The following is a 21,604-nucleotide window of genomic DNA, read 5'->3' as shown; positions in this document are numbered from 1 at the left end:
GTTTGGCTGCCGTCAGGCGAAGGAGGGAGCCCGCTCGTGGCCATGGCCGAACCACTCGACGACATCGACCGCAAGATCCTCGGCGCACTCGTCGACGACGCCCGGATCACCAACAAGCAGCTCGCGGAGCTCGTGGGGATCGCGCCGTCGACGGCGCTCATGCGCACGCGGGCGCTCTCGGAGCGCGGGATCATCACGGGCTACGAGGCCAAGGTGAACCTCAACGCGGTCGGGCGCAGCGTCCAGGCGCTCATTTCCGTGCGGCTGAGGGCCCACGACCGGGATCAGATCGACGCCTTCACGTCCCGCGTGCCGCATCTCCCGGGCGTGCTGTCGACCTTCCACACGTCGGGCGCGATCGACTATCTCCTGCACATCGCCGTCGGCAGCACGGACGAGCTCCGCAACTGGCTGCTCGACAACCTCACGACAGATCCCGTGGTGGGCCACACCGAGACGACGCTCGTCTTCGAAGAGATTCCGGGCCGCGGCCCGCTCCCCGAGTAGGAGGCTCAGAGGCGGATCCACACGCGCGCGCTGTCGCGCACGGAGTCGATCTCGTCCAGGCGGGCGATGCGCGGGTCGGGCGTGCGCGGTCGCTCCGACCAGGCGACGAGCGCCGCGCCGACGCGGCCCGCGATGCTGTCCACGACGCCGGGGCGACGCTGGCTTGTGTAGTTCCGATGAGCTGACATGGCTGGATCTCCTAGTTTTCCGGCGCCTCGGCCCGCGGGGTCGGATGATCGTCGGCGAGGGGGAAGGCGTTGAGGTGGATCTGGACGGGCCGGGCGCCTTCCTGGACGCCCGCGGCCCGGAGCTTCTCGACGGCCTGAGCGATGAACTCCTCGGCGGCGCGGGACAGCTCCGCGAGCTGCTCGACCGTGAGCCGGACGTTCGTCGTGGAGACGGTTGCCGCTTCGGACCATTCAGCTGGCTCATCGGACCAGGACCGATCGATGAAGTCGTCGAGGGCGGCGGCCCGGCTGCGGTCGAACTCGCGGCGCACGAGCTGGGCCGCCTCGCGGGTCGCGGGGTCGTGGGCCAGCTCGCGCGTGACGACCGTGAGCATGCCCTTCGGCCGGTCCCACCAGCGTTCGCGCTTCGTGCCGTGGCCTTCGACTTCGAGGACGAAGTCGTACTTGGCGAGCTGCCGCAGGTGGTAGCTCGTCGAACCGGTCGATTCGCCGAGCCGCTCGGCGAGGGTTCCGGCCGTCTGGGGGCCGTAGCGGAAGATCGTCTCAAGGATCTGGACCCTTAGCGGATGCGCGAGCGCCTTGAGGGACGCCATATCGACGGTTCGATGCGGCAGGGGGCTCGGGCTGTCGGCCATGCCCCGAGTCTACGATTGCAAAGACTTATTTGCAACGACTTCTTTGCAATGAATTCTTTGCAACTGTTTCTTTGCAACGACCTCTTTGCGATCAGCCCCTGGCAAGCCCGCGCCCGCGGGCGCACAGGATGGCCAGCGCGACTGCGGCCACGCAGCACAGGCCCGTGAAGACCATCGATGCAGCGGCCAAGCCGATGGCGGCCGCGAGGGCTCCGACGCCGATGACGGGCACGGCACTGCCGAGGTACGTCACGACGTAGAGCGCGCTCACGGCCTGCGCGTGCCGTTCGGGCGAGATCGCGGCGACGAGCCCGTCGAAGAGCTCGCGGAACGCCATCCCCTGCCCCGCACCGGCGGCGGCGATCCCCGCGACGAGGACGACGGCGCTGCCCGCCCCGGCGCCCCAGCCTGCGGCAAGCGTCCCGACGCCGAGGAGAACGAGGCCGACCGCGACGACCGGCGACTCCCCCGGCGCGTGCTTGCGTGCCGCGTTCGCCCGCCCCGCGAGCTGCACAGCGGCCGCCGCAGCGAGCGCAAGTCCCGCAAGGGCCCCGACCGCGGGAAGAGACGTGAGCCCGAGGGCGCGCGCGAAATAGCCCGGCGCGAGCGAGAGGAAAAAGCCGAAGACGGCGAAGCTCAGGAATCCGACGGCGGCCGCTCGCCAGAACGGGCCACGCGCCGTTCGCGCGCCGAAGCCGAAGCCGCGCGGCGCCAGGAGGCGAGCCCGCGATACGTCGACCGCGGGGCGGAGTGCGGGGCGGGCACGCACGAGCACGAGCGGGCCGAGGAGAATCGCGAGCACCGCGGCGTAGGAGGCGAACGGGATGATGAGGGACGCGGGGCCAACGGCCAAGGTGCCGCCCACGACGGGGCCCAGCGCCACGCCGCCCGACGTCGCGAGCAGCGTCGCCCGCGACGCCCACGCGGGCCTGCCGGGGAGGAGCTCCCGGACGGCCGCGGAGCTCGCGCCCGTGGCCAAGCCCACGGCCGCGCCGTGCAGCGCCCTTCCGCAGCACAGCACGGCGAGCGAGCCCGCCGCCGCGCACACCGCGACGCCCGCGAGGCCAAGGACGACGGCGACGACGAGGGCCGCGCGTCGGCCGATGTGATCCGACCAGTGGCCCGCGACGATGAGCACGGCCACGAGGCACAGGACATAGCTCGCGAAGGCCACGGAGACGCCGAGCGGACCGAAGCCGAGGCGCTCCGACAGCATCGGGTAGAGCGGGGTCGCGATGTTGGCCCCGACGAGCAGGACGAAAAGCGTGCCCGCGCTGAGGACGACCCGCGCGGCCCGCGACGCATCCCAGCCTGCGGCGCGCGCCGTCGTCGCCCGTTCGACCGCGGGACGCATGCTGAGCTCGGCAAAGATCGACACGTCCACAGTTTGCCGCCAGCTAATCTGCGCACTCAGTTTTAGATCTCAAAACTGATCGATATGCTTAATTCACGAATCACAACCTTGCACGGAGTGACCATTGAGCACCATAGACACCCTCGACCGACGCCTCATCCTCGCCCTCATCGAGGACCCGCGGGCGCAGATCGCCGAGCTCGCCCAGCGCCTCGGGGTCGCGCGCAACACGGTCCAGTCGCGGCTCCGTCGGCTCGAACGCACCGAAGTCCTCCGGCACGGCGGGCGCGAGGTGGACCTCGAAGCGCTCGGCTACGACGTCGTCGCCTTCATGACGCTCGAAGTCGTCCACCGCGAGCTCGACGCCGTCGTCGCGGGCTTGCGCCGCATCCCCGCCATCCTCGAAGCCCACGAGATCTCCGGCCGGGGTGACATCTGGTGCCGGCTCGCCGCCGCGGACACGCACGAGCTCCAGGCGGCGCTGCGCAGCGTTCTCCGGCTCCGGGGAGTCATCCGCTCCGAAACCGTGCTCGCCCTCCACGCCCACATCGCCTACCGCGCCGATCAGATCCTCCGGGGCTCGATCGAGGCGGCGGCGCACTAGCGCCAACCGCTCATCGGAACCTCGAATCGCCTCAGCGGCACGGCTAGGCTCGAGAGCGAAGCTCATGCGGGTCTCTGCGCGAGGTGCGATTCGCGGTCGGGTTGCGCCCTCGCGCTCGTCAAGTGGAAGGGATGGCTATGACAACAGCACATGCGGGCTGGTCCTCGAGCCGCGTCCTCGTGCCGGGAACGGAGTCCCAGCTCGGGATCTTCGGGCTTTTCGCGCCGCCGCCGAGCGCCGCCGCCGTCGTCCGCGCGGGCGAAGGCGAGCTCCGCGCCATCGAGGCCGACGACGACGTCCTTTGGCTCACGTTCGGCGAGGTCGCCCGCGCGGGGGCCGACGGTGTGGACTGGGCCACGCTGGCACCGCGTCACGCGCTGTGGGTTGTCAGCGGGGTTCCCGTCCTCGCCGGTGCGCCCGCAGAAGCGGCCGGGGCGCTCGCGGCGCTCACGGAAGTCCTGCGTGAGCGAGACGTCCCGCTTCTCCTCGTCGCACGCGAGGATCCCGGGCCGATGCCGGCCCGGCTCCCGGTCGATATCGAGACGGGCGAGGCCCTTCCCCGCGAGGACTTCGGAAGCTGAGGCGGCCGGAGGCGTTCTGTCAGATAAGACGGCTCGCGGGCGTCTTCTGGGCCACAAGCCGTCTTCTCGGGGCTATCCCCCGGCGCCGGAACGACAACACCCCCGGTCCGAGGACCGGGGATGTTCTGCTCAAAACGTGGAGCCTAGGGGATTTGAACCCCTGACCTCTTCGATGCGAACGAAGCGCTCTACCAACTGAGCTAAGACCCCGTGGTGCTTGATGCGGGTTCAACCTTACTGGGCCGAGAGCTTCAAGACAAATTGGACGCCGAGCCCTGATTCGCGAGCGATTGCGCGGACGCGAGCGTCCCGATTTTCATGCCCGGAGCCGACGCTAGCCCGTTATGCGCGACGGCGCTGGAGGACGGCGTCGAGGTTGCCGAGGGCTCCGCGGGCCGCCGGGCGAGCAGCAGGAACGACCGGAACCCCGGGGACCGGTGTGGCCTCCGGCTTCGGCTTGATCGTGACCTTGGCACTCGGTTTGGGCCGCTCGGGAGCCTCGAGCGGCTCGGGGGCGTCGCGCTCGGCCCTCGCCGCGCCGACGTACGAGGGCTTCGGGACTTCGACGGGCTCCCACTGCGCCTCCGCCGCCGCATCGACCTTGGCCACCGCCTCGGCGGCGACCTCCTGGGCCGCCTTGGCGACCTCGAGCGCGGCCGCGCGCAGCTCGTCCCGGCTCAGGGGGACAACAGGCTCGGGTTCAGGCTTCAGGTCGAAGACCTCGTGCGCTGTGCGGGGCGGAACTTTGCGCGAGGAGTCGGCAGCGCTCACCTCGGTCCGAACGGCCGCGCGGAACGCAGCGTCGACGCGACGACGCCGGTCGCGTACCGCGAGCCCGCGCAAGAGGGCAACGCAAGCCACCGTGGCGGAGAGCCCCGCGAGCGGAATCAGGCCAGAGATCATGCCGATCGCGGCGATCACTCCGCCGACGACGGCGACGACCAGCCCCCCGAGGCCGACCCCCGCGAGGGCACATCGGCCCCACCGTATGCGCAGTGGGGGTGCGGGGGGGATCCGGTCGTTCACGTGCTCCCCCTCCTCAGGGGTTTGGCGGGCAGTCGGCGTCGCGGGAGGGTCGTCCCGCCTCTCTCGGGCAAAAGTCGACCCAGCGCTCGGTGCGCTGACCGCGGGCTCCGGGTCGGCGTCGTCCGCCACTCTCAGGAGGGCGGCGCCCTCGGCTGCGGGGCGCAATCGGCGGAGGACATAGGGCGCCACCCACAGCAGCCAGAGGAACACGGCCGCGCCAAGCACCGCCGAGCTGCTGAGAGCGAAATCCATACCAAAACCGTAGGAGGCGAGCCCCTCGGCCTGCCGGATTACGGTCGGTGTGTCGCCAGACTGACGCTCACAGCGACGCGAATCACGCGCGCGAGGCGTGCCAGCGCTTCACGAGCCCCTCGGGGACCTCGTCCGCAGTCAGCGCGAATGACTCGTGATCGGCCCACGCACCGGCAATGTGCAGATACCGCGGGCGCAGACCCTCGTACCGGAAGCCGAGTTTTTCGACGACCCTCAGGCTCGGGCTGTTCTCGGGCCGGATATTGATTTCCATGCGATGCAGCCCAAGCGAGAAGAAGCAATAGTCCGTCGCGAGCGCGACGGCGGTCGGGGCGATGCCGCGCCCCGCGTGCTCGTGGTCGACCCAGTAGCCGAGGGTCGCCATGAGGGCCGACCCCCACGTGATCGACGAAACGGTGAGCTGGCCCACGATCGGCGGCCTGCGCTCCCGCGGGTCGGCGAGGGTGATGACAAAAGGCAGCGCCGAGCCCTCATGGGCCTGCTGGTTCAGCGAGCGCACCATCTGACGAAACGTGGGCAGTCCCCCGCCGGGCTGAGGATTCGAGGCTTCCCACGGCGCGAGCCACTCCGCGTTGCGGTACCTCAGTTCCATCCATTCGGCACGGTCGGACTGCCTGATGGGCCGAAGCCCTACGTCCCCGGATTCGAGCGTGACCGGCCAGATCCCCGGCCCGAACATGTTCAGTTGCCCGACGACGGCGCTTCCGCACCGTTTGCCACAAATTCGCGCAGCCAAGAACGCAGATCGTCCCCGAAATCGTCCCGATTGCACGCGAGGGTGACGACGGCCTTGAGGTAGCTGAGCTTGTCACCTGTGTCATAGCGACGGCCGCGGAAGACGACGCCATAGACGCCTCCCCCCTCGTCGTCGCGCCCCGCGAGGGTCTGAAGGGCGTCCGTGAGCTGGATTTCTCCGCCCCGCCCGGGCTGCGTTCGCTCAAGGACATCGAAGACCGCGGGGTGCAGGACGTAGCGGCCGATGACGGCAAGGTTCGACGGCGCGTCCTCGGGCGCGGGCTTCTCCACGAGTCCGTTGATCCGGACGAACGATTCGCCGTCGACGGCGGAGACGTCCGCGCAGCCGTAGGCGGAAATCGCCTCGTGCGGCACCTCCATGAGCGCGACGACGGAGCCCCCGGTCGCCTGCTGGACTCGGATCATCTCGTTGAGCAGCTCGTCCCGTTCGTCAATGAGGTCATCGCCGAGGAGGACCGCGAACGGCTCGTTCCCGACGTGCCGCTGTGCGCACAGGACGGCGTGGCCGAGGCCCTTCGGATCGCCCTGGCGGACATAGTGGATGTCGGCGAGCGCACTCGCCTCGCGCACCGCGGCGAGCTTCTTCGCGTCGCCCTTCTCCTCGAGGGTCGCCTCAAGGGACGGAACGCGGTCGAAGTGGTCCTCGAGAGCGCGCTTGTTGCGGCCCGTGATCATGAGGATGTCATTGAGGCCGACGCCGACGGCTTCCTCGACGACATATTGGATAGCCGGCTTGTCCACGACAGGCAGCATTTCCTTGGGCATGGCCTTCGTCACGGGGAGGAACCGAGTGCCTAGCCCGGCGACAGGGATGACAGCTTTCCTGACTGGCTTCGTGGTCGACACGCTGCCACTCTATACGACGAACTCGGACTCCGGCCTAGATTCTCGGCCAACGCCCGGGCTCCCGGCTACCCTCGAGCTGTGGAGAGCAACGCCGAACGCAAGGCGAGCCTGCGGGCCGAAATGTGGGAGCGCCGTCGTGCGATGAGCGCCGGGGACCGCGCACTGGCGGGCACCGCCATCGCCGCACACGGCGTTGGGTGGGCCCGCTCCGCCCTTCCGGAAGGAGGAACGGTCACCGCCTATTGGAGCGTCGGCGCGGAGCCCCCCACGACCGAACTCATCGGGGGCCTCTACACGGCCGGTTTCCACGTGCTGCTGCCGGTTTGCGAGCCCGAGCGGCAGCTCTCCTGGGTCGAATGGCACCCGGGCATCGGCTATGAACGGAGCGCCTTCGCCCCCATCCAGGAGCCCGTGGGCCCGCGGCTGGACACTCGCGCCGTGCGCGAGGGGGACGACGCGCGGCCGCCCCTCGCCGCGATTGTGCTCCCCGCGACCGCCGTCGACATCGAGGGGCGGCGGCTTGGGCAGGGCGGAGGCTACTACGACCGATTCCTCGCGCGGCTCGACGACGGCCGCGAAATCCCTCCAACAGCGGCCGTGGTGTTCGACGGCGAGGTGCTCCCCGCAGGTGGTGTGCCGGACGAGCCGCTTGACCGGCGTGTGGACGCGGCGCTCACGCCGAGCGGACTCAGGTCGCTCCGGAATATGGCCTGATGGCGAACTGTTAGAATTGGCACTCGGGATTGCTGACTGCTAACGGGAACGATCTGAATACCGTTTCATCTGCACGATGTGACCGAACCCTGTTCTCCAAGGAGTAAGAGTGCCTACCTACGCCTACGGCTGCAAAGACTGCGGACATGCCTTCGACATCGTGCAGTCCTTCAGCGACAGCTCGCTCTCGGTGTGCCCGGAGTGCGGCGGAGCTCTGAGGAAGAAGTTCAACAGCGTAGGCGTCGTCTTCAAGGGCAGCGGCTTCTACCGGACCGACTCGCGGAGCTCGAGCACGGTTCCCGCGGGATCGACCACTCCGGCGTCGGGGGCCTCATCGACCCCCGCCCCGAGCTCGACGCCGAGTGCCGCACCGGCCGCGTCCGCCGCGTCGAACTGACACTTCACTTCCCCTCCACACAAGTCAGCGCGGCGAGCCATCCACAATGGACGGTGTCGCGCCTTGAGGGCGGCCACCGACGCCTAGCGTCGAAGCATGACCTTCACCCGACCTCCCCGGCGGAAGCCGCAAGTCCGTGCGTCGCAGGCTCCCGTGCCGTGGGGAAGGCAGCGGCGCGCACCGCTTGTCCGGCTGCTCGAACGGCGCAGACGGACCCTAGCGGCGGCCGCGCTGTGTGCTGGGGTCGCCGTTGCCGTCTACCAGCTGACCCCACCTTCCGCGGCGCTCGCCTCAGTCGTCGTCGCCGCCGCTGACCTCCCGGCCGGCGCGCCTCTCCAGAACTCGCAGCTGCGGCTCGCGCGCGTGCCCGTCGATGTGCTTCCCGAACGCGCGGCGACGGAAGTCGGCGCAGTCGCAGGTCAGCGGCTCGCGGGTCCCGTGCGACGGGGAGAAATCCTGACGGTTGCCGCCCTCGTCGGCCCCGGCCTCCTGGCGGGGGCCTCCCCCGGAACGGTGGCTGTCCCCGTTCGGATCGCCGACCCGGGATCGCTTGAGCTCGTGCGGACAGGACAGGTCGTCGACCTCGTTCTGAGCGACCAGGCCGGTGCCGACGGCCAGAGATCGACGATCCTCGCCACCGGCGTCACGATCCTGTGGACTGGTGCGGGAGGCGCGCCACCCGGCGGCTGGCTCGGCACCCCGAAGGACACCGAGGGCCTCGTCGTGGTCGCAGCCGAAAGCGAGCGCGCCCGAGCGATAGCTGGGGCATCGACCCGGGGAAAGGTCTTCTTCGTCCTCGTCGACAGGGCGAGGCCGTGAGTCAGGCGACGGCGCCATCAGCCCCAATGAGGCGGGCGCTGCTCCTTGAGCCACTGGTCGTGGTCGCGATCAGACTGGCTGTCGCCCCACGAGCGCGGATCGTCCTCCGCCGCGCGGCGCGGAATGAGGGGCCGGGCGTCCGACGGCGACTCCGCCGCTTGGGCGGAGTCCTGCTGCGAACCCCCGCGCTGCTCATGGCTCCGGGGCCGATCCGGGTTGCCGAACTGCCCGGTCCTTGGGGGCTGCTCGGGTCTCACGGCCTCGCCGCCGGGTTCACCCCGTTCATGCCCCGGAACGGGCGTCTCGGCTGCCGCTTGGTCTCCCACTCCCGTCGCCGGAACGCTGACTCGGCGATGCGAACTCAGATGATTCCGCGCTGCCACTGGCGATGCCTCCTCATAGGGTTCCTCTGCGCCGTCGAAGTCCTCGGCCGTGTCCGTGGAGATGGGGCCAGCGAAGGCCGCATCAGGGTCATCGGCGGAATTCGAACCGGCCACTCCCAGATCCTCCTGCCGCGTGAGGAATCCGGCGGTCGCGCCGTCCTCGGACGGTCCGTCGAGGCCCAGCGCCTCTGCGACCATGTCCGCACACGTCGCCGGATCCGTGAAGACCTCGATGGTCCAGAGCGTGAGGTAGCGCCACCCCATCCGCTCGAGGAGCTCGGGACGCTGGCGGGTCCGCTCCCGGACGCTCAGCTCGCGATACCGCTTGGTGCCGTCCGATTCGACGGCGACGGGAATGCTCGGCTCGTGCTCGTCCCGCGACATGGTGACGAGAGGATCGACGGCCGCGGCCATGTCGATCTCCCCGTCGTAGTGATGCCATACGCGCGCGCCCCGCGAGGCGAGGCGTTCGCCGAGATCAGTCACGAGCGGGTCGGCCCCGAGGGCCTCGGTGCTCGCGGCCGCCCGCGTAGCACGAGTGCCGAGCCCCGTGCGGCCGGCGAGTTCGCGGTCGAGGAGCTCGTGGAAGTCGAGGGCCCCCTCCCCCAGACGGGTCACGTCGAGTTCGCCGGGCTCGAAGCAGCTCAGCACCTGCAGCGTCTGGCGCGCTCGGCTCATCGCGAGCGCAAAACGCTGCCGGCCGCCAGGCTCGCTCAGGGGACCGAAATAGTGCATCGCGCGCCCATGTGGCGTCCGGCCGTAGCCGAGCGAGAAGATCACGTGGTCCCGCACGAGGCCGCCTGCGCGCTCGACCGGCACAACACGGAACGGCTCGTCGGCCCGGGCGAAGAACTCGCTGGACTCCGTGTGGTTCGCCATCTGCAGGCGGATGGCTTCTCCGACGCGGGACGCGTGCTGGGAGCTTGCGGTGACGACGGCGAGGGAAGCGTTCGGCCGGTGCGCGGCGTGCTCGAAAACGAGGTCGACGACGCGATTGACTTCGGCGGCCGTCGATTCGACGTTGCCGTCTTGGCCGGAAGGCATCCCGGTGCCGTCTGGCAGGTACTCGACGACGAGGGCGCGATCGAGCCCCGTCACGGACTGGCCATCAGGGAGCCGCCTGAGGGCCCCCTCGTAGAACCGTTGGCTCAGCTGGAGCCCCAGATCCTCGTCGACGCCGCGATAGACCGTTGTCAGGCGCACCGTCGGAAGCACCCGGGCGAGGGCCGAGAACGAACTCTCGACCGGGGCGGCTGGGGGCTGGCTGCCCCCGATGCCGACTGTGAACGGGCGTGGATTGGCGACGTAGGAATCACCGAAAGCGATGACTTGCTTCGCACGGGCAATCGCCGGAAGGGCGGCCCTGAGCGGCATCGAGTCCGCGTCGAGGATGACGACGACGTCGAACCGCCGCTTCGCTGGGGCCACCGACGCCAGCGTGTACGGACTCGAGGTCCATACGGGAACGAGGGGGCGCACGAGCCCGGAGGCGTTCGCCTCGAGGCTCGCGAGGCTGATGCGCCCGTCGCGCAGGAGGTTCCGCAGCGACTCGGCTTCGCGCGGGCGTTCGCCGATGGCCCGTGCCCATGCGCCGCCGAGTCTCCATCGGACCCTGGCCGGACCCGACCCGATGTGTGCCCGATCGGCGCGCCGGAATTCTTCCTCGGCGCGCCGCAGCTGAGCGCCGTCGGACATCGCGAGATAGTCGTCCCCGCTGATCATGGCCTCGAGCACCGACTGCCACCAGGCGAGTTCGAGCTCGGAGGCGACCACATCCGGGGAGGCCTCGCGTTCAGCGAGGTCGGCAAGGAGATCGCCGAGACCGCGTTCACGGAGCTCGTCCTCGAGGAGGGTCCGCTCGGGCAGCGACCGGAGGGCGTCGGCTCCGTCCGCGAGGTCCTCGAGTCGCTGATGGACCGCCGCCACGGAAGTCCGGACCAGATTGCCACCGTCTCGGGTCCCGGAGAGGATCGTGCCGAGCCGCTCGAGCCCCTTGCGGACGGCCCGATAGTCCTCGCGCAGGTCGGCGAGACCGGACGGAACGGCCGGGTGACGCTGCGACACCGCGTAGTCGGCCCACTGTGCGCGCTGCTCCTGCACGAGCAGCAGCGCCGTATGGAGGTCTGCGAGGTGGACGCCCGGTCGAACGTACTCTTTCGCGACCCGGCGAAGCCGCGACCTCTGCATCGCGGGGATCTCAATCCCCCGTTCGCGCCGCCAGCCCGACGACGCCGTCGCGGCGATGAGATCGTTGACGGGACGGTCAAAGATGTCCGGTGTGAACTTGTCAAGACTTTCGCGGACGGCAACGAGCAGTTCGATCTGCTGTCCCCATTCCTGGACCGAAGCGCCGAGCCGAATCTCCGAATGCTCGGCGACCTGGGCCATGCGCTCGTGCAGGGCAGGCAGATCTGCCACCAACACCCCGACGAGTTCCTGAGCATCTTCCGTTTCGCGGCGCGTGAGCATGCGCGCCCCGTACCACGGGCTTTCGGTCGCATCGCGGCTGAAGCTGCCGAGCTCAGCAGCCCTCCGGAGCCGCTCGGCAAGTTCGCGTCGTTCGCGAATGCTGTCGAGCACGCTGCGCTTGAGCCGGACGGTCGTCGCGGGGGACGGCTGGATCGAGGTCAACGCCGCGAGCGACTGCATCGCTTCGTAGGGCGAGCAGCCCCAGCGTTCGCGGATGTTGTGGAGAGATTCGACGTGCTCTATGAGCTGATGCCTGCGGTCGCGCACGGTCCTGTGCAGCACGTCAAGCCGTGGCTCTTCGGACTTCTCGTTGCGCACGATGGCGCGGACAAGCTGCTGCTTGAGCAGGCCGGCCGTGAGTCCGGTGCCCAAAGGAAGCAGCGTCGAGCCGAGGCCGAGATGCTCGCTCACCCGATGAAGCTCTGTGAGGCTCGCGCGCCGCTCCGCGACGACGAGAACGGTCCGGCCGGCGTCGACGAGGTTCGCGATGACGTTGACGGCCGTCTGGGTCTGGCCGGTTCCCGGCGGAGCCTCGACGACGAGGGAATCGCCCGCGCGAGCGGCGTCGATCGCGAGCTGCTGATCCCCGTCCGCGTCAAGGACAAGCAGTTCGTCCTCGGGCGCGCGCTCGTCGATGTGCGCGAAGCGAGACGCGTCGACCGGTGCCGGGGCCACGTGCACGCCGCGCGCGGCGGCGGCGAGGGACGCGACAACAGAACTGCCGGCCGTGATGGCCGGGTCGTCGAGCGCGTGCTCGAGGTCGGCGAACGTCGATACAAGGAGCCGCGAATCGACGACGGCTCCGGGAATGCCGTGAAGGAGCCCCCGCACGCGTTCAAGCACGGGATGCGGGTCGAGGCGTGCGGTGCTGTACGCGAGACGTTCGATGGAGACCGGGTCGATCTCGAGATGGTGCACGGACCGAAGGTGACGGACGAGGGCGGGATTGAGCCGCGCTTGCTCGGTCAGCTTGATTTCGAAGTCGTCCTGCTCGCTCCGAACAGTCAACGCCGCTCCCGCGAGCAGGACGGGCGCGCTCACGCGCCGCGGCTTGCCGCCGACCGCGGACGTCCACGACGCGATTCCCGCGGCGAGATACCCGGCGTCGAGGCCCCGCTCATGGGAAAGCTCGTAGATCTTGCCGCGCAGGTTCCGCGCGGCCCGCGCCGCAGCCGTGTAGTCCTGCCGCTCCCGCACGAGCGTCGAGAGCCTCGTCCTGCGACCCGCAAGGAGCTGCGCGAGACCAGAAGCATGGGCCGAGGTCAGGTCGATCGTGCCGTCAGACTTCGGAAAGAAGCTGAGCATCGTATCCGGACCGGTCACGGCGGGCAGAGACGAGAGCCACGCCTCGAGGCGTGCCTCGTCTTCGTGCTTCGTCGGCTCTTGGGGCACTGGGGCGCTCTCCTCTGCGGCGTCCGTGGCGCTGCGTCGTTTGCCTATAGACCTTATCGGCATGGTTTCGAGAGTAACCTCTTCAACGCCGAGGCCCCCGGCCGCAACGCAGCCAGGGGCCAAATCAGCGTCGGATCACTCCCATTCGATGGTTCCCGGGGGCTTGCTCGTCACATCGAGCACCACGCGATTGACACCATCGACCTCGTTCGTAATGCGGTTCGAGATCCGGGCCAGGAGGTCGAACGGCAGTCGCGACCAGTCGGCCGTCATCGCGTCCTCGCTCGAAACCGGACGAAGGACGATCGGATGGCCGTACGTCCGGCCGTCGCCTTGGACGCCGACGCTGCGCACGTCCGCGAGGAGCACGACGGGCATCTGCCACACCTCGTCATCGAGCCCGGCCGCGGTGAGCTCGTGGCGCGCGATCGCGTCGGCCTTGCGCAGCAGGTCGAGCCGCTCCCCCGTGACTTCGCCGACGATGCGGATTCCGAGGCCTGGGCCGGGGAAGGGCTGGCGATTGACGATCTCAGCGGGCAGGCCGAGCTGGCGGCCCACCGAGCGGACTTCGTCCTTGAACAGCGCACGCAGCGGTTCGACGAGCTCGAAGCGCATGTCCTCAGGGAGACCGCCCACGTTGTGGTGACTCTTGATGTTGGCAGTGCCCTCACCGCCGCCGGACTCGACGACGTCAGGGTAGAGCGTTCCCTGGACGAGGAAGCGGATCTGCTCGCCCTCTGCCTTGGCCTTCTCGATGATCGTCCGCTCGGCTTCTTCGAACGCGCGGATGAACTCGCGGCCGATGATCTTCCGCTTCTGCTCGGGATCGGTCACCCCCGAGAGAGCGGACAGGAAGCGTTCCTGCTCGTTGGCGACGTAGAGGTTGACGCCCGTCGCCGCGACAAAGTCACGCTCGACCTGCTCGGCCTCCCCATCGCGGAGCAGGCCGTGATCGACGAAGACGCAGGTGAGCTGATCGCCGACCGCGCGCTGGACCAGTGCCGCGGCGACCGCGGAGTCGACGCCGCCGGACAGGCCACAGATGACCCGTGCAGAGCCGACCTGTTCGCGAATCCGCGCGACCTGTTCCTCGAGGATGTTGCCGGTCGTCCAATTGCGCTCAAGCCCAGCAACGCCGAACAGGAAGTTCTCAAGGACCTTCTGGCCATACTCGGAGTGCTTGACCTCGGGATGCCACTGCACGCCGCCAAGGGCCTTCTCAGTGTTGACGAACGCCGCGACGGGAGCACCGGGCGTGGTCGCGAGCACCTCGAACCCTTCGGGGGCGGTCTGCACGGCGTCGCCATGGCTCATCCAGGTGCTCTGCAGGACAGGAATCCCAGAAAGGATCGAGTGGGGCTCCCCTACGGCCGATGCCTGCGTCGCGCCGTACTCGCGGAGACCCGTGCGCGCCACCGTTCCGCCGAGTGCGTTCGCCATGGCCTGGAAGCCGTAGCAGATGCCGAAGACCGGCACTCCGGCCTCGAACAGGTCTGCCCCGACCGCCGGCGCGCCTTCTGCGTAGACGCTCGAGGGGCCGCCGGAGAGAATGATGGCGGCCGGGTTCTTGGCCATGATCTGCTCGGTGGTCAAGGTGTGCGGGACAATCTCGGAATAGACGTTCGCCTCGCGGACGCGCCGTGCGATGAGCTGCGCGTACTGGGCACCATAGTCGACCACGAGCACGGGCCTGTGGGCTGTCTGCGAGCCTGTGCTCTGGGATGCGTTTGTCACCCGTCAAGCCTACCGGACGTCACGACGGGTGCCGCCTGTGCTCAGTACCGCTGGCCCGCGTCCGGGTGTGCGACAAGGTCGCGCTCCACCTCGGCGTGCATCCGCCGTTCGACGATGAACGAGAGCAGCGGGACGACGCCGCCGAGCGCCATGAGGACGAAGCGGCCGAATGGCCAGCGCATGAGAGACCACAGGCGGAAGTTCGATGCGAGGTACAGGACGTACATCCAGCCGTGGACGATGAGGACGGTGATCGAGAGGTTCACGCCGCCCACCACGCCGGCCGGATCGGCGTCCGCGAGCCCAACGGCAAAAGGCTTCCCGGTGAAGGCGTCGCTTCCTCCCGCGAAGATGAACTTGCCGAGACCGTAGCGCAGGATCATCTCAAGGCATAGGAGCAGGAGCATGGAGCCCGTCGCGTAGGCCATGACCCTGTAGAACCCGAGCGCCGAGCGGATCTGTGCGGCGGTGCCGCCGAAGCGGCGCTGGGGCGTGCGGCCCGTGGCGGGCTTGGGGTCGATCACAGTTTTCCTCCGGTATCGGATCGGGCGTCGGTATCGTCGGGTTCGGGAGCGGGGGTTGCCTGGGCGTCCGATGCCTCGGGCGCTTCGGTCCCAGATGCGTGTGCGTCGGGCGCCCCGTCGTGGGCTTGCGCTCCGTCGTTGGCCTGAGCCTCCAGCCGGCGCTCGTAGTCGTCGCGCACAAGACGCCACCACAGGAAGATCGAGAAGCCGGCGAACACGACCCATTCGACCGCGTAGAAGATATTGAGCCAGTTCACGGGGGCAGTGGCTGGCTGCGCCGCGATGTCGAGCGGCTCGAGTGTGCCGTGCAGCGCGGAAGCGGACTGATCCCCCCCGGTGGTCACCTCATGAGTCGCGCTCACGAAGCCCGGGTAGCTCTGGACGTCCCACAGGTTGATCAGCTCGGCAACCGAAACCATGGACGCCTGCCCCGCCGCGGGATGCTTGTTCGCCTGCGGGGCCTCCGAGGGCAGGAGCCGGCCCGTGAGCTGAACCTCGCCGGACGGCGGGGGGCCGGCATTGCCCGGGTCGGCAAGCCATCCGCGGGCCACGGGGACGACGATCCCCTTCTCGCCGCCCACTGCCGGGGCGCCGTCGACGACGAACGCCGTCACGACCCACCAACCACTGACCCCGTTGCGCAGGCGATTGGGGACGAGCGCCTGGCGCGACGGATCGTAGTGCCCGCTCGCCGTCACCATCTGGTCCGCCGCCGCTGCCGGGAAGGCCGCGCCTGGCTGGATGGTCTTCGTGAGCGGCTGCGGCGTTTCGACGGTCGGCACGACAGGCGGGGAGTCCGACGTCGAACGGGAGAACTGCCACTGGCTCAGCAGGACGAAGACGCCCGAGACCGCGAGCGCGGCAAGGAGCGCAAGGATCCAGCGGAGCTTGAGGGCGGTTCGGAGCACCTTTCAACGGTACTCCGACAAGCTGTAGAAAACCGAAACAGGGCATTCGACCAAGACTCCGAAACGGCCCAGACTCCGAATCGACCAAGACCCCGAAACGGCCCAGACTTCGAAACTCCCTAGTCCCCGAACAGGAGCGCCGAGTTCACGAGCTCCGAGATGATGTCGGCGTCGTTCGCACGGCGCAGCGATTCGCGGAATCCGGCCTTGGACAGCGAGCGGGCCATCGTCGCGAGGACCTCGAGGTGCTCGGAGAAACTCGAGGCCGGAGTCGCGATGAGCAGGACAACGAACGCCGGCCCGTCCAAGGCCCCGAAATCGATCGCGTGCCCGTACTTCGCGACGCCCACGGCGATCGACGGCCGAATCACGTGCTCGCTGCGCGCATGCGGAAGCCCGATCCCGCCGGGAAGTCCCGTGGCCATCTGGTGTTCCCGGGCCGCGACATCGGCGAGGAACGCATCGAGATCGTCGATCCTTCCTTCGGCGGCAAGCCGCCCGGCCAGCTGGCGCGCCGCGTCGTGGCGGTCCGTGGCCTCCATCTCGAGGATGACGAGCCCCGGCGTGGTCAGCTGGGCGTCGTAGCGGTCGAAAGTCTGGGGCATGCCGTCATTTTACGGACGCGGTCTCACGCCGTGGGCTCGTTGTCCGTGATGCGGTCCGGATCGCGTCCGGAGCGCACGGGCCCGGGCTATTTCACGGGGACGATGTCCGCGACGCCGAGCCGCGCGACGTCGGCCGTCGCGTCGTCGGGCTGCTCTTGGCTCAGCCGCTCGGCCTCGACGCGCTTGAGATAGTGGGCCACCTCGTTCTCGCGCTGCACCTCGCTCCAGCCAAGCAGGGGCGCCATCAGCCCGGCGACCACCGGTGCCGCCGAGACGCCACGATCCCACGCTTCGATCGAGATCCGCGTGCGCCGCGTGAGGATGTCTTCGACATGCCGCGCCGCCTCGTGGGTCACGGAGTAGACGACCTCGGCCCGAAGGTAGTCGTCGGCGCCCGGGAGGTGCTCGGCCAGGCTCCGGTCGGCCGCCATGAGGTCCAGGACCTCGGTCGCGAGCGAGCCGTAGCGGTTGATGAGGTGTTCGACGCGGGCCACATGCACCCCCGAGGCCTCGGCGAGCCGATGCCTCCGGTTCCACACGGCCCGGTATCCGTCCGCGCCGACGAGGGGAACCTTGTCCGTGATGCTCTGGGGCACGCGCACGTCCATGCTGCGCACTGCCTCGTCGACGGCGTCGCGAGCCATGATCCGATAGGTCGTGAGCTTTCCGCCCGCCACGACGACCATGCCGGGCACGGGATGCGCGACGATGTGCTCGCGGCTGAGCTGCGCCGTCGAGTCGTTCTCCCCGGCGAGGAGCGGCCGCAGACCTGCGTACACGCCCTCGACGTCCTCCCGCGTGAGGGGCCGCCGGAGCACGCGGTTGACGTGCTCGAGGATGTAGTCGATGTCGCTGCTCGACGCCGCCGGGTGCGCCTTGTCGAGCTCCCAGTCGGTGTCCGTCGTCCCGATGATCCAGTGGCGTCCCCACGGGATGACGAAGAGCACGGACTTCTCGGTCCGCAGGATGAGGCCCACGGTGGACTGGAAGCGGTCCCGGGGGACAACGAGGTGGACGCCCTTCGAGGCCCGGACCTTGAGCTGGCCGCGCTCCGTCACCATGGCCTGCGTCTCGTCAGTCCACACGCCCGTCGCGTTGATGACCTGCTTCGCGCGGATGTCGAATGGCTCGCCCGTCTCGAGGTCCCTCACGCGAGCCCCCACGACGCGCTCGCCCTCGCGGAGGAAGCTCTCGACGCGCATCCGGTTGACCGCATGCGCGCCGTGGAACGCGGCCGTCCGCACGATCGTCGAGACGAGCCGCGCGTCGTCCACCTGCGCGTCGTAGTAGCGGATCGCGCCGATCATCGCGTCGTCCTTGAGGCTCGGCGCGGCGCGGAGGGTGCTGCGCCGGAACATGTGCTTGTGCACGGGGACGCCGTTTCCGTGGCCGCTCGTGAGCCCGAACGTGTCATACATGATCATGCCCATGCCGACGTAGGGGCGCTCCCACCACCGGCGTGTGAGCGGATACAGGAAGGGGACCGGCTTGACGAGATGGGGCGCGATGCGCTGGAGGAGGAGGCCGCGTTCCTGGAGCGCCTCCTGGACGAGCCGGAAATCGAGCATCTCGAGATAGCGGAGCCCGCCGTGGATGAGCTTCGACGAGCGCGACGACGTCCCCGACGCCCAGTCGCGCTGCTCGACGATCCCCACGTCGAGGCCACGGGTCACCGCATCGAGCGCGGCTCCGGCGCCCACGATGCCGCCGCCGACAATGAGGACGTCGATCTCCCGGCCCTCCCGGCCTTGCCGGGCCGTGGCCTTGAGCCGCTCGATCGCCGTCGCGCGACCCTCGGGACCCAAGCTTCCGGACATGCCCTTCCCCTCAGTCAAGACCCTCGTCCACGGTTACTGTATGGAGTCCAGGCAGGCCGTCAAGCGCCTACTGGCCTGCGTACGGCGACACGACGACGTCGACGCGCTGGAACTCCTTGAGGTCGGAGTAGCCGCTCGTGGCCATCGACCGTCGCAGCATCCCCACGAGGTTCGACGTGCCGTCCGCGTGGTGCCCCGGGCCGAACAGGACCTCGCTCATGGGCCCCACCGTGCCGACGTTGACGCGCTCGCCGCGCGGGGTCTCGGGGTGGTGAGCCTCGGCCCCCCAGTGCCAGCCGCGGCCGGGAGCCTCTTCGGCGCGCGCAAGGGCCGAGCCGAGCATGACGGCATCGGCGCCCATCGCGATGGCCTTGATGATCGCGCCGGACGTGCCCATGCCGCCGTCGGCAATGACATGCACGTAGCGCCCGCCCGATTCGTCCATGTAGTCCCGGCGCGCGGCGGCGACATCGCTGATGGCCGATGCGAGGGGCGAGTGGATGCCCAGGGCGCGCCGCGTCGTCGTCGTCGCTCCTCCGCCGAAGCCCACGAGCACACCCGCCGCGCCCGTGCGCATGAGGTGCAGCGCGGGCGTGTAGCCGGCCGCGCCGCCCACGATGACGGGGACGTCGAGCTCGTAGATGAACTTCTTGAGGTTGAGCGGCTCCTGGTTCTTCGAGACGTGCTCGGCCGAAACGGTCGTGCCGCGGATGACGAACAGGTCGACACCGGCGGCGATGACCGTCTTGTAGTGCTGCACCGTGCCCGACGGGGTGAGGGCGCCGGCGACCGTAACGCCCGACGCGCGGATTTCGGCCAGGCGCGACGTGATGAGTTCGGGGTCGACGGGCTTGGTGTAGAGCTCCTGGAGCCTCCGGGTCACGGCCGGGTCCGACGGCTCGCCCTCGAGGGCGGCGATCTCGGCAAGGACGGGCTCGGGCTCTTCGTAGCGCGTCCAGAGGCCCTCGAGGTCGAGGACGCCGAGGCCTCCGAGACGGCCGAGCTCGACGGCCGTGGCCGGAGACATGACCGAGTCCATCGGGGCGGCGATGACCGGCATCTCGAAGCGATAGGCGTCGATCTGCCACGAGACCGAGACGTCGTGGGGATCACGGGTCCGCCGATTGGGGACGATCGCGATGTCGTCGAGAGAGTACGCGCGCCGCCCGCGCTTGCCACGGCCGATTTCGATCTCGTAGGTCACGGCCTCTACCTTAGTCGACCGGCGCGGTCCGCGGCCTGTCGGGGCCTGTCCCCGCTCCCCTCGTCACGCGCGGGCCTCGCCTCGAACGAGCGGGCCCCGTCCGTCACGGGGAACGCGCCGCCCACAAGGCTAAAGCGCCCCGCGGGAACGATTCCCGCGGGGCGCCGCGCAATGGGGCTTGGCCGCTACTTGCGGTAGTTCGGCGCCTCGGCGGTGATCATGATGTCGTGCGGGTGGCTCTCCTTGAGGCCCGCCGACGTGATCCGGACGAACTTGCCCTTCGCCTTGAGCTCGTCGATCGTGTGCGCACCGACATAGAACATCGTCTGGCGCAGGCCGCCGATGAGCTGGTGGGTGACGGCGGAGAGCGGGCCCCGGTACGCGACCTGGCCCTCGATCCCCTCTGGGATGAGCTTCTCGTCACTCGGAACGTCGGCCTGGAAGTAGCGGTCCTTGGAGTACGAGGTGTTCTTGCCGCGCGTCTGCATCGCGCCGAGCGAGCCCATGCCGCGGTACGACTTGAACTGCTTGCCGTTCATGAACACAACGTCGCCCGGGGCCTCTGCCGTGCCGGCGAGGAGCGAGCCGAGCATGACCGAGTCGGCGCCAGCGACGATCGCCTTGCCGATGTCGCCCGAGTACTGGAGGCCGCCGTCGGCGATCACCGGGACGCCGGCCGGGATGGCAGCCTTCGCAGACTCGTAGATCGCGGTGATCTGCGGAACGCCCACGCCCGCGACGACTCGCGTCGTGCAGATCGAGCCGGGCCCGACGCCGACCTTGATCGCGTCCGCTCCCGCGTCGATGAGCGCCTGGGCGCCCTCGCGCGTCGCGGCCTGGCCGCCGATGACGTCGACGTGGGCCGCTGCGGGATCCTTCTTGAGCCGCGCGATCATGTCGAGCACACCCTGGCTGTGGCCGTTCGCCGTGTCGACGACGAGGACGTCGACGCCGGCCTCGACCATCGTCATCGCTCGCTCGTAGCCGTCCCCGAAGAAGCCGACAGCCGCGCCCACGCGGAGCCGCCCGGCGTCGTCCTTCGTCGCGTTCGGGTACTGGTCCGCCTTCTCGAAGTCCTTGACGGTGATGAGGCCCTGGAGGATGCCCGCGTCGTCGACGAGCGGAAGCTTCTCGATGCGGTGCTTCCCCAGGAGCCCGATGACCTCGGCGCGGGCCACCCCGACCTTCGCCGTCACGAGCGGCATGGGGGTCATGACCTCATGCACCTTGCGGCTCGCGAACTCCTCGTACGGGATGAACCGGGTGTCGCGGTTCGTGATAATGCCGAGGAGGCGGCGGTTCTCGTCCACGACCGGGAGGCCCGAGACGCGGTAGTGCGCGCACAGGTCGTCGAGCTCCTTGAGCGTCGCGTCCGGGCCCACCGTGACCGGGCGGGTGATCATGCCGGACTCGCTGCGCTTGACCTGGTCGATCTGCTCGGCCTGGTCCTGGATCGAGAGGTTGCGGTGCAGGATGCCGATGCCGCCCTGCCGGGCGAGGCTGATGGCCATGCGGGCCTCGGTCACGGTGTCCATCGCGGCGGAGAGGACCGGGATGCCGAGGCGGATGCGGCGCGAGAGGCGCGTGGATGTGTCGGCTTCCGAGGGGATCACGTCGGTCTGCCCGGGCAGCAGGAGGACGTCGTCGTAGGTGAGTCCCAGGAAGCCGAACGGGTCGTGCTCAGGGGCGGTGGTCATGAGTGCTCCTTGGCCGTGCGCCTTGACGGATGCGGCGCGAACTGACGGGAAGTGCTGATGACCAGCCAGTGCTTACGGGCATGGTCTGCTGCGGTTTCTCTATCCTAAACTTCCCCTGGCCGGGCGGACATTCCCCGGGGCCACACGGTGACGAAGGCCACACTAGAAGGG

At 69.3% G+C, this 21,604-nt stretch carries 20 protein-coding genes and 1 tRNA gene; 6 read left to right on the top strand and 15 right to left on the bottom strand.

Annotation, left to right across the window (positions count from 1 at the left end; genetic code table 11):
* Window positions 1-42 precede the first annotated feature (42 nt).
* Complete coding sequence (locus tag RBS12_RS06495; protein WP_307965298.1) at window positions 43-507, top strand: Lrp/AsnC family transcriptional regulator; 465 nt, start codon at window positions 43-45, stop codon at window positions 505-507.
* A 5-nt stretch (window positions 508-512) separates the two neighbouring features.
* Here the strand turns inward: RBS12_RS06495 and RBS12_RS06490 are convergent, their stop codons facing one another.
* From RBS12_RS06490 to RBS12_RS06480, 3 genes are all read right to left on the bottom strand, one after another.
* Complete coding sequence (locus tag RBS12_RS06490) at window positions 513-695, bottom strand: hypothetical protein (RefSeq protein WP_307965247.1); 183 nt, start codon at window positions 693-695, stop codon at window positions 513-515.
* 11 nt (window positions 696-706) lie between these two features.
* Complete coding sequence (locus RBS12_RS06485) at window positions 707-1,330, bottom strand: helix-turn-helix domain-containing protein (RefSeq protein WP_307965246.1); 624 nt, start codon at window positions 1,328-1,330, stop codon at window positions 707-709.
* 91 nt (window positions 1,331-1,421) lie between these two features.
* On the bottom strand, window positions 1,422-2,708 hold the full coding sequence (locus RBS12_RS06480; RefSeq protein WP_307965245.1) for an MFS transporter: 1,287 nt from the start codon (window positions 2,706-2,708) through the stop codon (window positions 1,422-1,424).
* Window positions 2,709-2,808: 100 nt separating this feature from the next.
* Here RBS12_RS06480 and RBS12_RS06475 point away from each other — a divergent pair, with 100 nt between their 5' ends.
* Window positions 2,809-3,288, top strand: a complete 480-nt coding sequence (locus RBS12_RS06475) for an Lrp/AsnC family transcriptional regulator (protein ID WP_307965244.1) — start codon at window positions 2,809-2,811, stop codon at window positions 3,286-3,288.
* A 137-nt stretch (window positions 3,289-3,425) separates the two neighbouring features.
* Window positions 3,426-3,869 (top strand): hypothetical protein, encoded by a 444-nt coding sequence (locus RBS12_RS06470; RefSeq protein ID WP_307965243.1) that lies wholly within the window; start codon window positions 3,426-3,428, stop codon window positions 3,867-3,869.
* A gap of 137 nt (window positions 3,870-4,006) precedes the next feature.
* On the opposite strand, the gene RBS12_RS06465 is transcribed toward RBS12_RS06470, so the two are convergent.
* The 4 genes from RBS12_RS06465 to galU all read right to left on the bottom strand — a co-directional run bounded on the left by RBS12_RS06465 (window position 4,007) and on the right by galU (window position 6,770).
* Window positions 4,007-4,079, bottom strand: a tRNA-Ala gene (locus RBS12_RS06465).
* A gap of 132 nt (window positions 4,080-4,211) precedes the next feature.
* The gene (locus tag RBS12_RS06460; RefSeq protein WP_307965242.1) at window positions 4,212-5,147 is read right to left on the bottom strand and encodes a hypothetical protein; all 936 of its coding nucleotides are present in this window, start codon (window positions 5,145-5,147) and stop codon (window positions 4,212-4,214) included.
* Between the two features lie 82 nt (window positions 5,148-5,229).
* Entirely contained in the window at window positions 5,230-5,847 is a 618-nt protein-coding gene (locus RBS12_RS06455; RefSeq protein ID WP_307965241.1) for a GNAT family protein, read from the bottom strand.
* Window positions 5,848-5,849: 2 nt separating this feature from the next.
* Window positions 5,850-6,770, bottom strand: a complete 921-nt coding sequence (gene galU / locus RBS12_RS06450) for a UTP--glucose-1-phosphate uridylyltransferase GalU (protein WP_307965240.1) — start codon at window positions 6,768-6,770, stop codon at window positions 5,850-5,852.
* Between the two features lie 78 nt (window positions 6,771-6,848).
* Between galU and RBS12_RS06445 the strand changes: the two genes are divergently transcribed.
* The 3 genes from RBS12_RS06445 (at window position 6,849) to RBS12_RS06435 (ending at window position 8,700) form a co-directional block, all read left to right on the top strand.
* Window positions 6,849-7,484, top strand: a complete 636-nt coding sequence (locus RBS12_RS06445; RefSeq protein ID WP_307965239.1) for a 5-formyltetrahydrofolate cyclo-ligase — start codon at window positions 6,849-6,851, stop codon at window positions 7,482-7,484.
* Between the two features lie 109 nt (window positions 7,485-7,593).
* On the top strand, window positions 7,594-7,881 hold the full coding sequence (locus RBS12_RS06440) for an FmdB family zinc ribbon protein (RefSeq protein ID WP_307965238.1): 288 nt from the start codon (window positions 7,594-7,596) through the stop codon (window positions 7,879-7,881).
* A 96-nt stretch (window positions 7,882-7,977) separates the two neighbouring features.
* A complete protein-coding gene (locus RBS12_RS06435) occupies window positions 7,978-8,700 on the top strand; it encodes an RcpC/CpaB family pilus assembly protein (protein ID WP_307965237.1) in 723 nt (240 codons plus the stop codon).
* A gap of 17 nt (window positions 8,701-8,717) precedes the next feature.
* Here the strand turns inward: RBS12_RS06435 and RBS12_RS06430 are convergent, their stop codons facing one another.
* From RBS12_RS06430 to guaB, 8 genes are all read right to left on the bottom strand, one after another.
* Window positions 8,718-13,007, bottom strand: coding sequence for a DUF4011 domain-containing protein (locus tag RBS12_RS06430; RefSeq protein WP_373886486.1), 4,290 nt, complete (start codon window positions 13,005-13,007; stop codon window positions 8,718-8,720).
* A 72-nt stretch (window positions 13,008-13,079) separates the two neighbouring features.
* Window positions 13,080-14,630, bottom strand: a complete 1,551-nt coding sequence (guaA, locus tag RBS12_RS06425; RefSeq protein WP_307965296.1) for a glutamine-hydrolyzing GMP synthase — start codon at window positions 14,628-14,630, stop codon at window positions 13,080-13,082.
* A gap of 89 nt (window positions 14,631-14,719) precedes the next feature.
* Entirely contained in the window at window positions 14,720-15,202 is a 483-nt protein-coding gene (locus RBS12_RS06420) for a DUF3817 domain-containing protein (RefSeq protein WP_307965236.1), read from the bottom strand.
* Window positions 15,199-16,110, bottom strand: coding sequence for an SURF1 family protein (locus RBS12_RS06415; RefSeq protein ID WP_307965235.1), 912 nt, complete (start codon window positions 16,108-16,110; stop codon window positions 15,199-15,201). The genes RBS12_RS06420 and RBS12_RS06415 overlap by 4 nt, the downstream gene beginning before the upstream one ends.
* A gap of 119 nt (window positions 16,111-16,229) precedes the next feature.
* Complete coding sequence (locus RBS12_RS06410; protein WP_307965234.1) at window positions 16,230-16,715, bottom strand: PTS sugar transporter subunit IIA; 486 nt, start codon at window positions 16,713-16,715, stop codon at window positions 16,230-16,232.
* An 86-nt stretch (window positions 16,716-16,801) separates the two neighbouring features.
* Window positions 16,802-18,532 carry a glycerol-3-phosphate dehydrogenase/oxidase gene (locus RBS12_RS06405; protein WP_307965233.1) on the bottom strand — a complete coding sequence of 577 codons (1,731 nt, stop codon included), beginning with the start codon at window positions 18,530-18,532 and terminating at the stop codon, window positions 16,802-16,804.
* Between the two features lie 67 nt (window positions 18,533-18,599).
* Complete coding sequence (locus tag RBS12_RS06400) at window positions 18,600-19,736, bottom strand: GuaB3 family IMP dehydrogenase-related protein (RefSeq protein WP_307965232.1); 1,137 nt, start codon at window positions 19,734-19,736, stop codon at window positions 18,600-18,602.
* A gap of 185 nt (window positions 19,737-19,921) precedes the next feature.
* The gene (guaB, locus tag RBS12_RS06395) at window positions 19,922-21,433 is read right to left on the bottom strand and encodes an IMP dehydrogenase (protein WP_307965231.1); all 1,512 of its coding nucleotides are present in this window, start codon (window positions 21,431-21,433) and stop codon (window positions 19,922-19,924) included.
* Window positions 21,434-21,604: the final 171 nt, after the last annotated feature.

Source organism: Sinomonas sp. ASV322 (assembly GCF_030908245.1).
In the GTDB taxonomy this organism is placed as follows: Bacteria; Actinomycetota; Actinomycetes; order Actinomycetales; family Micrococcaceae; genus Sinomonas.
This window is presented reverse-complemented; position numbering and strand designations above follow the sequence as displayed.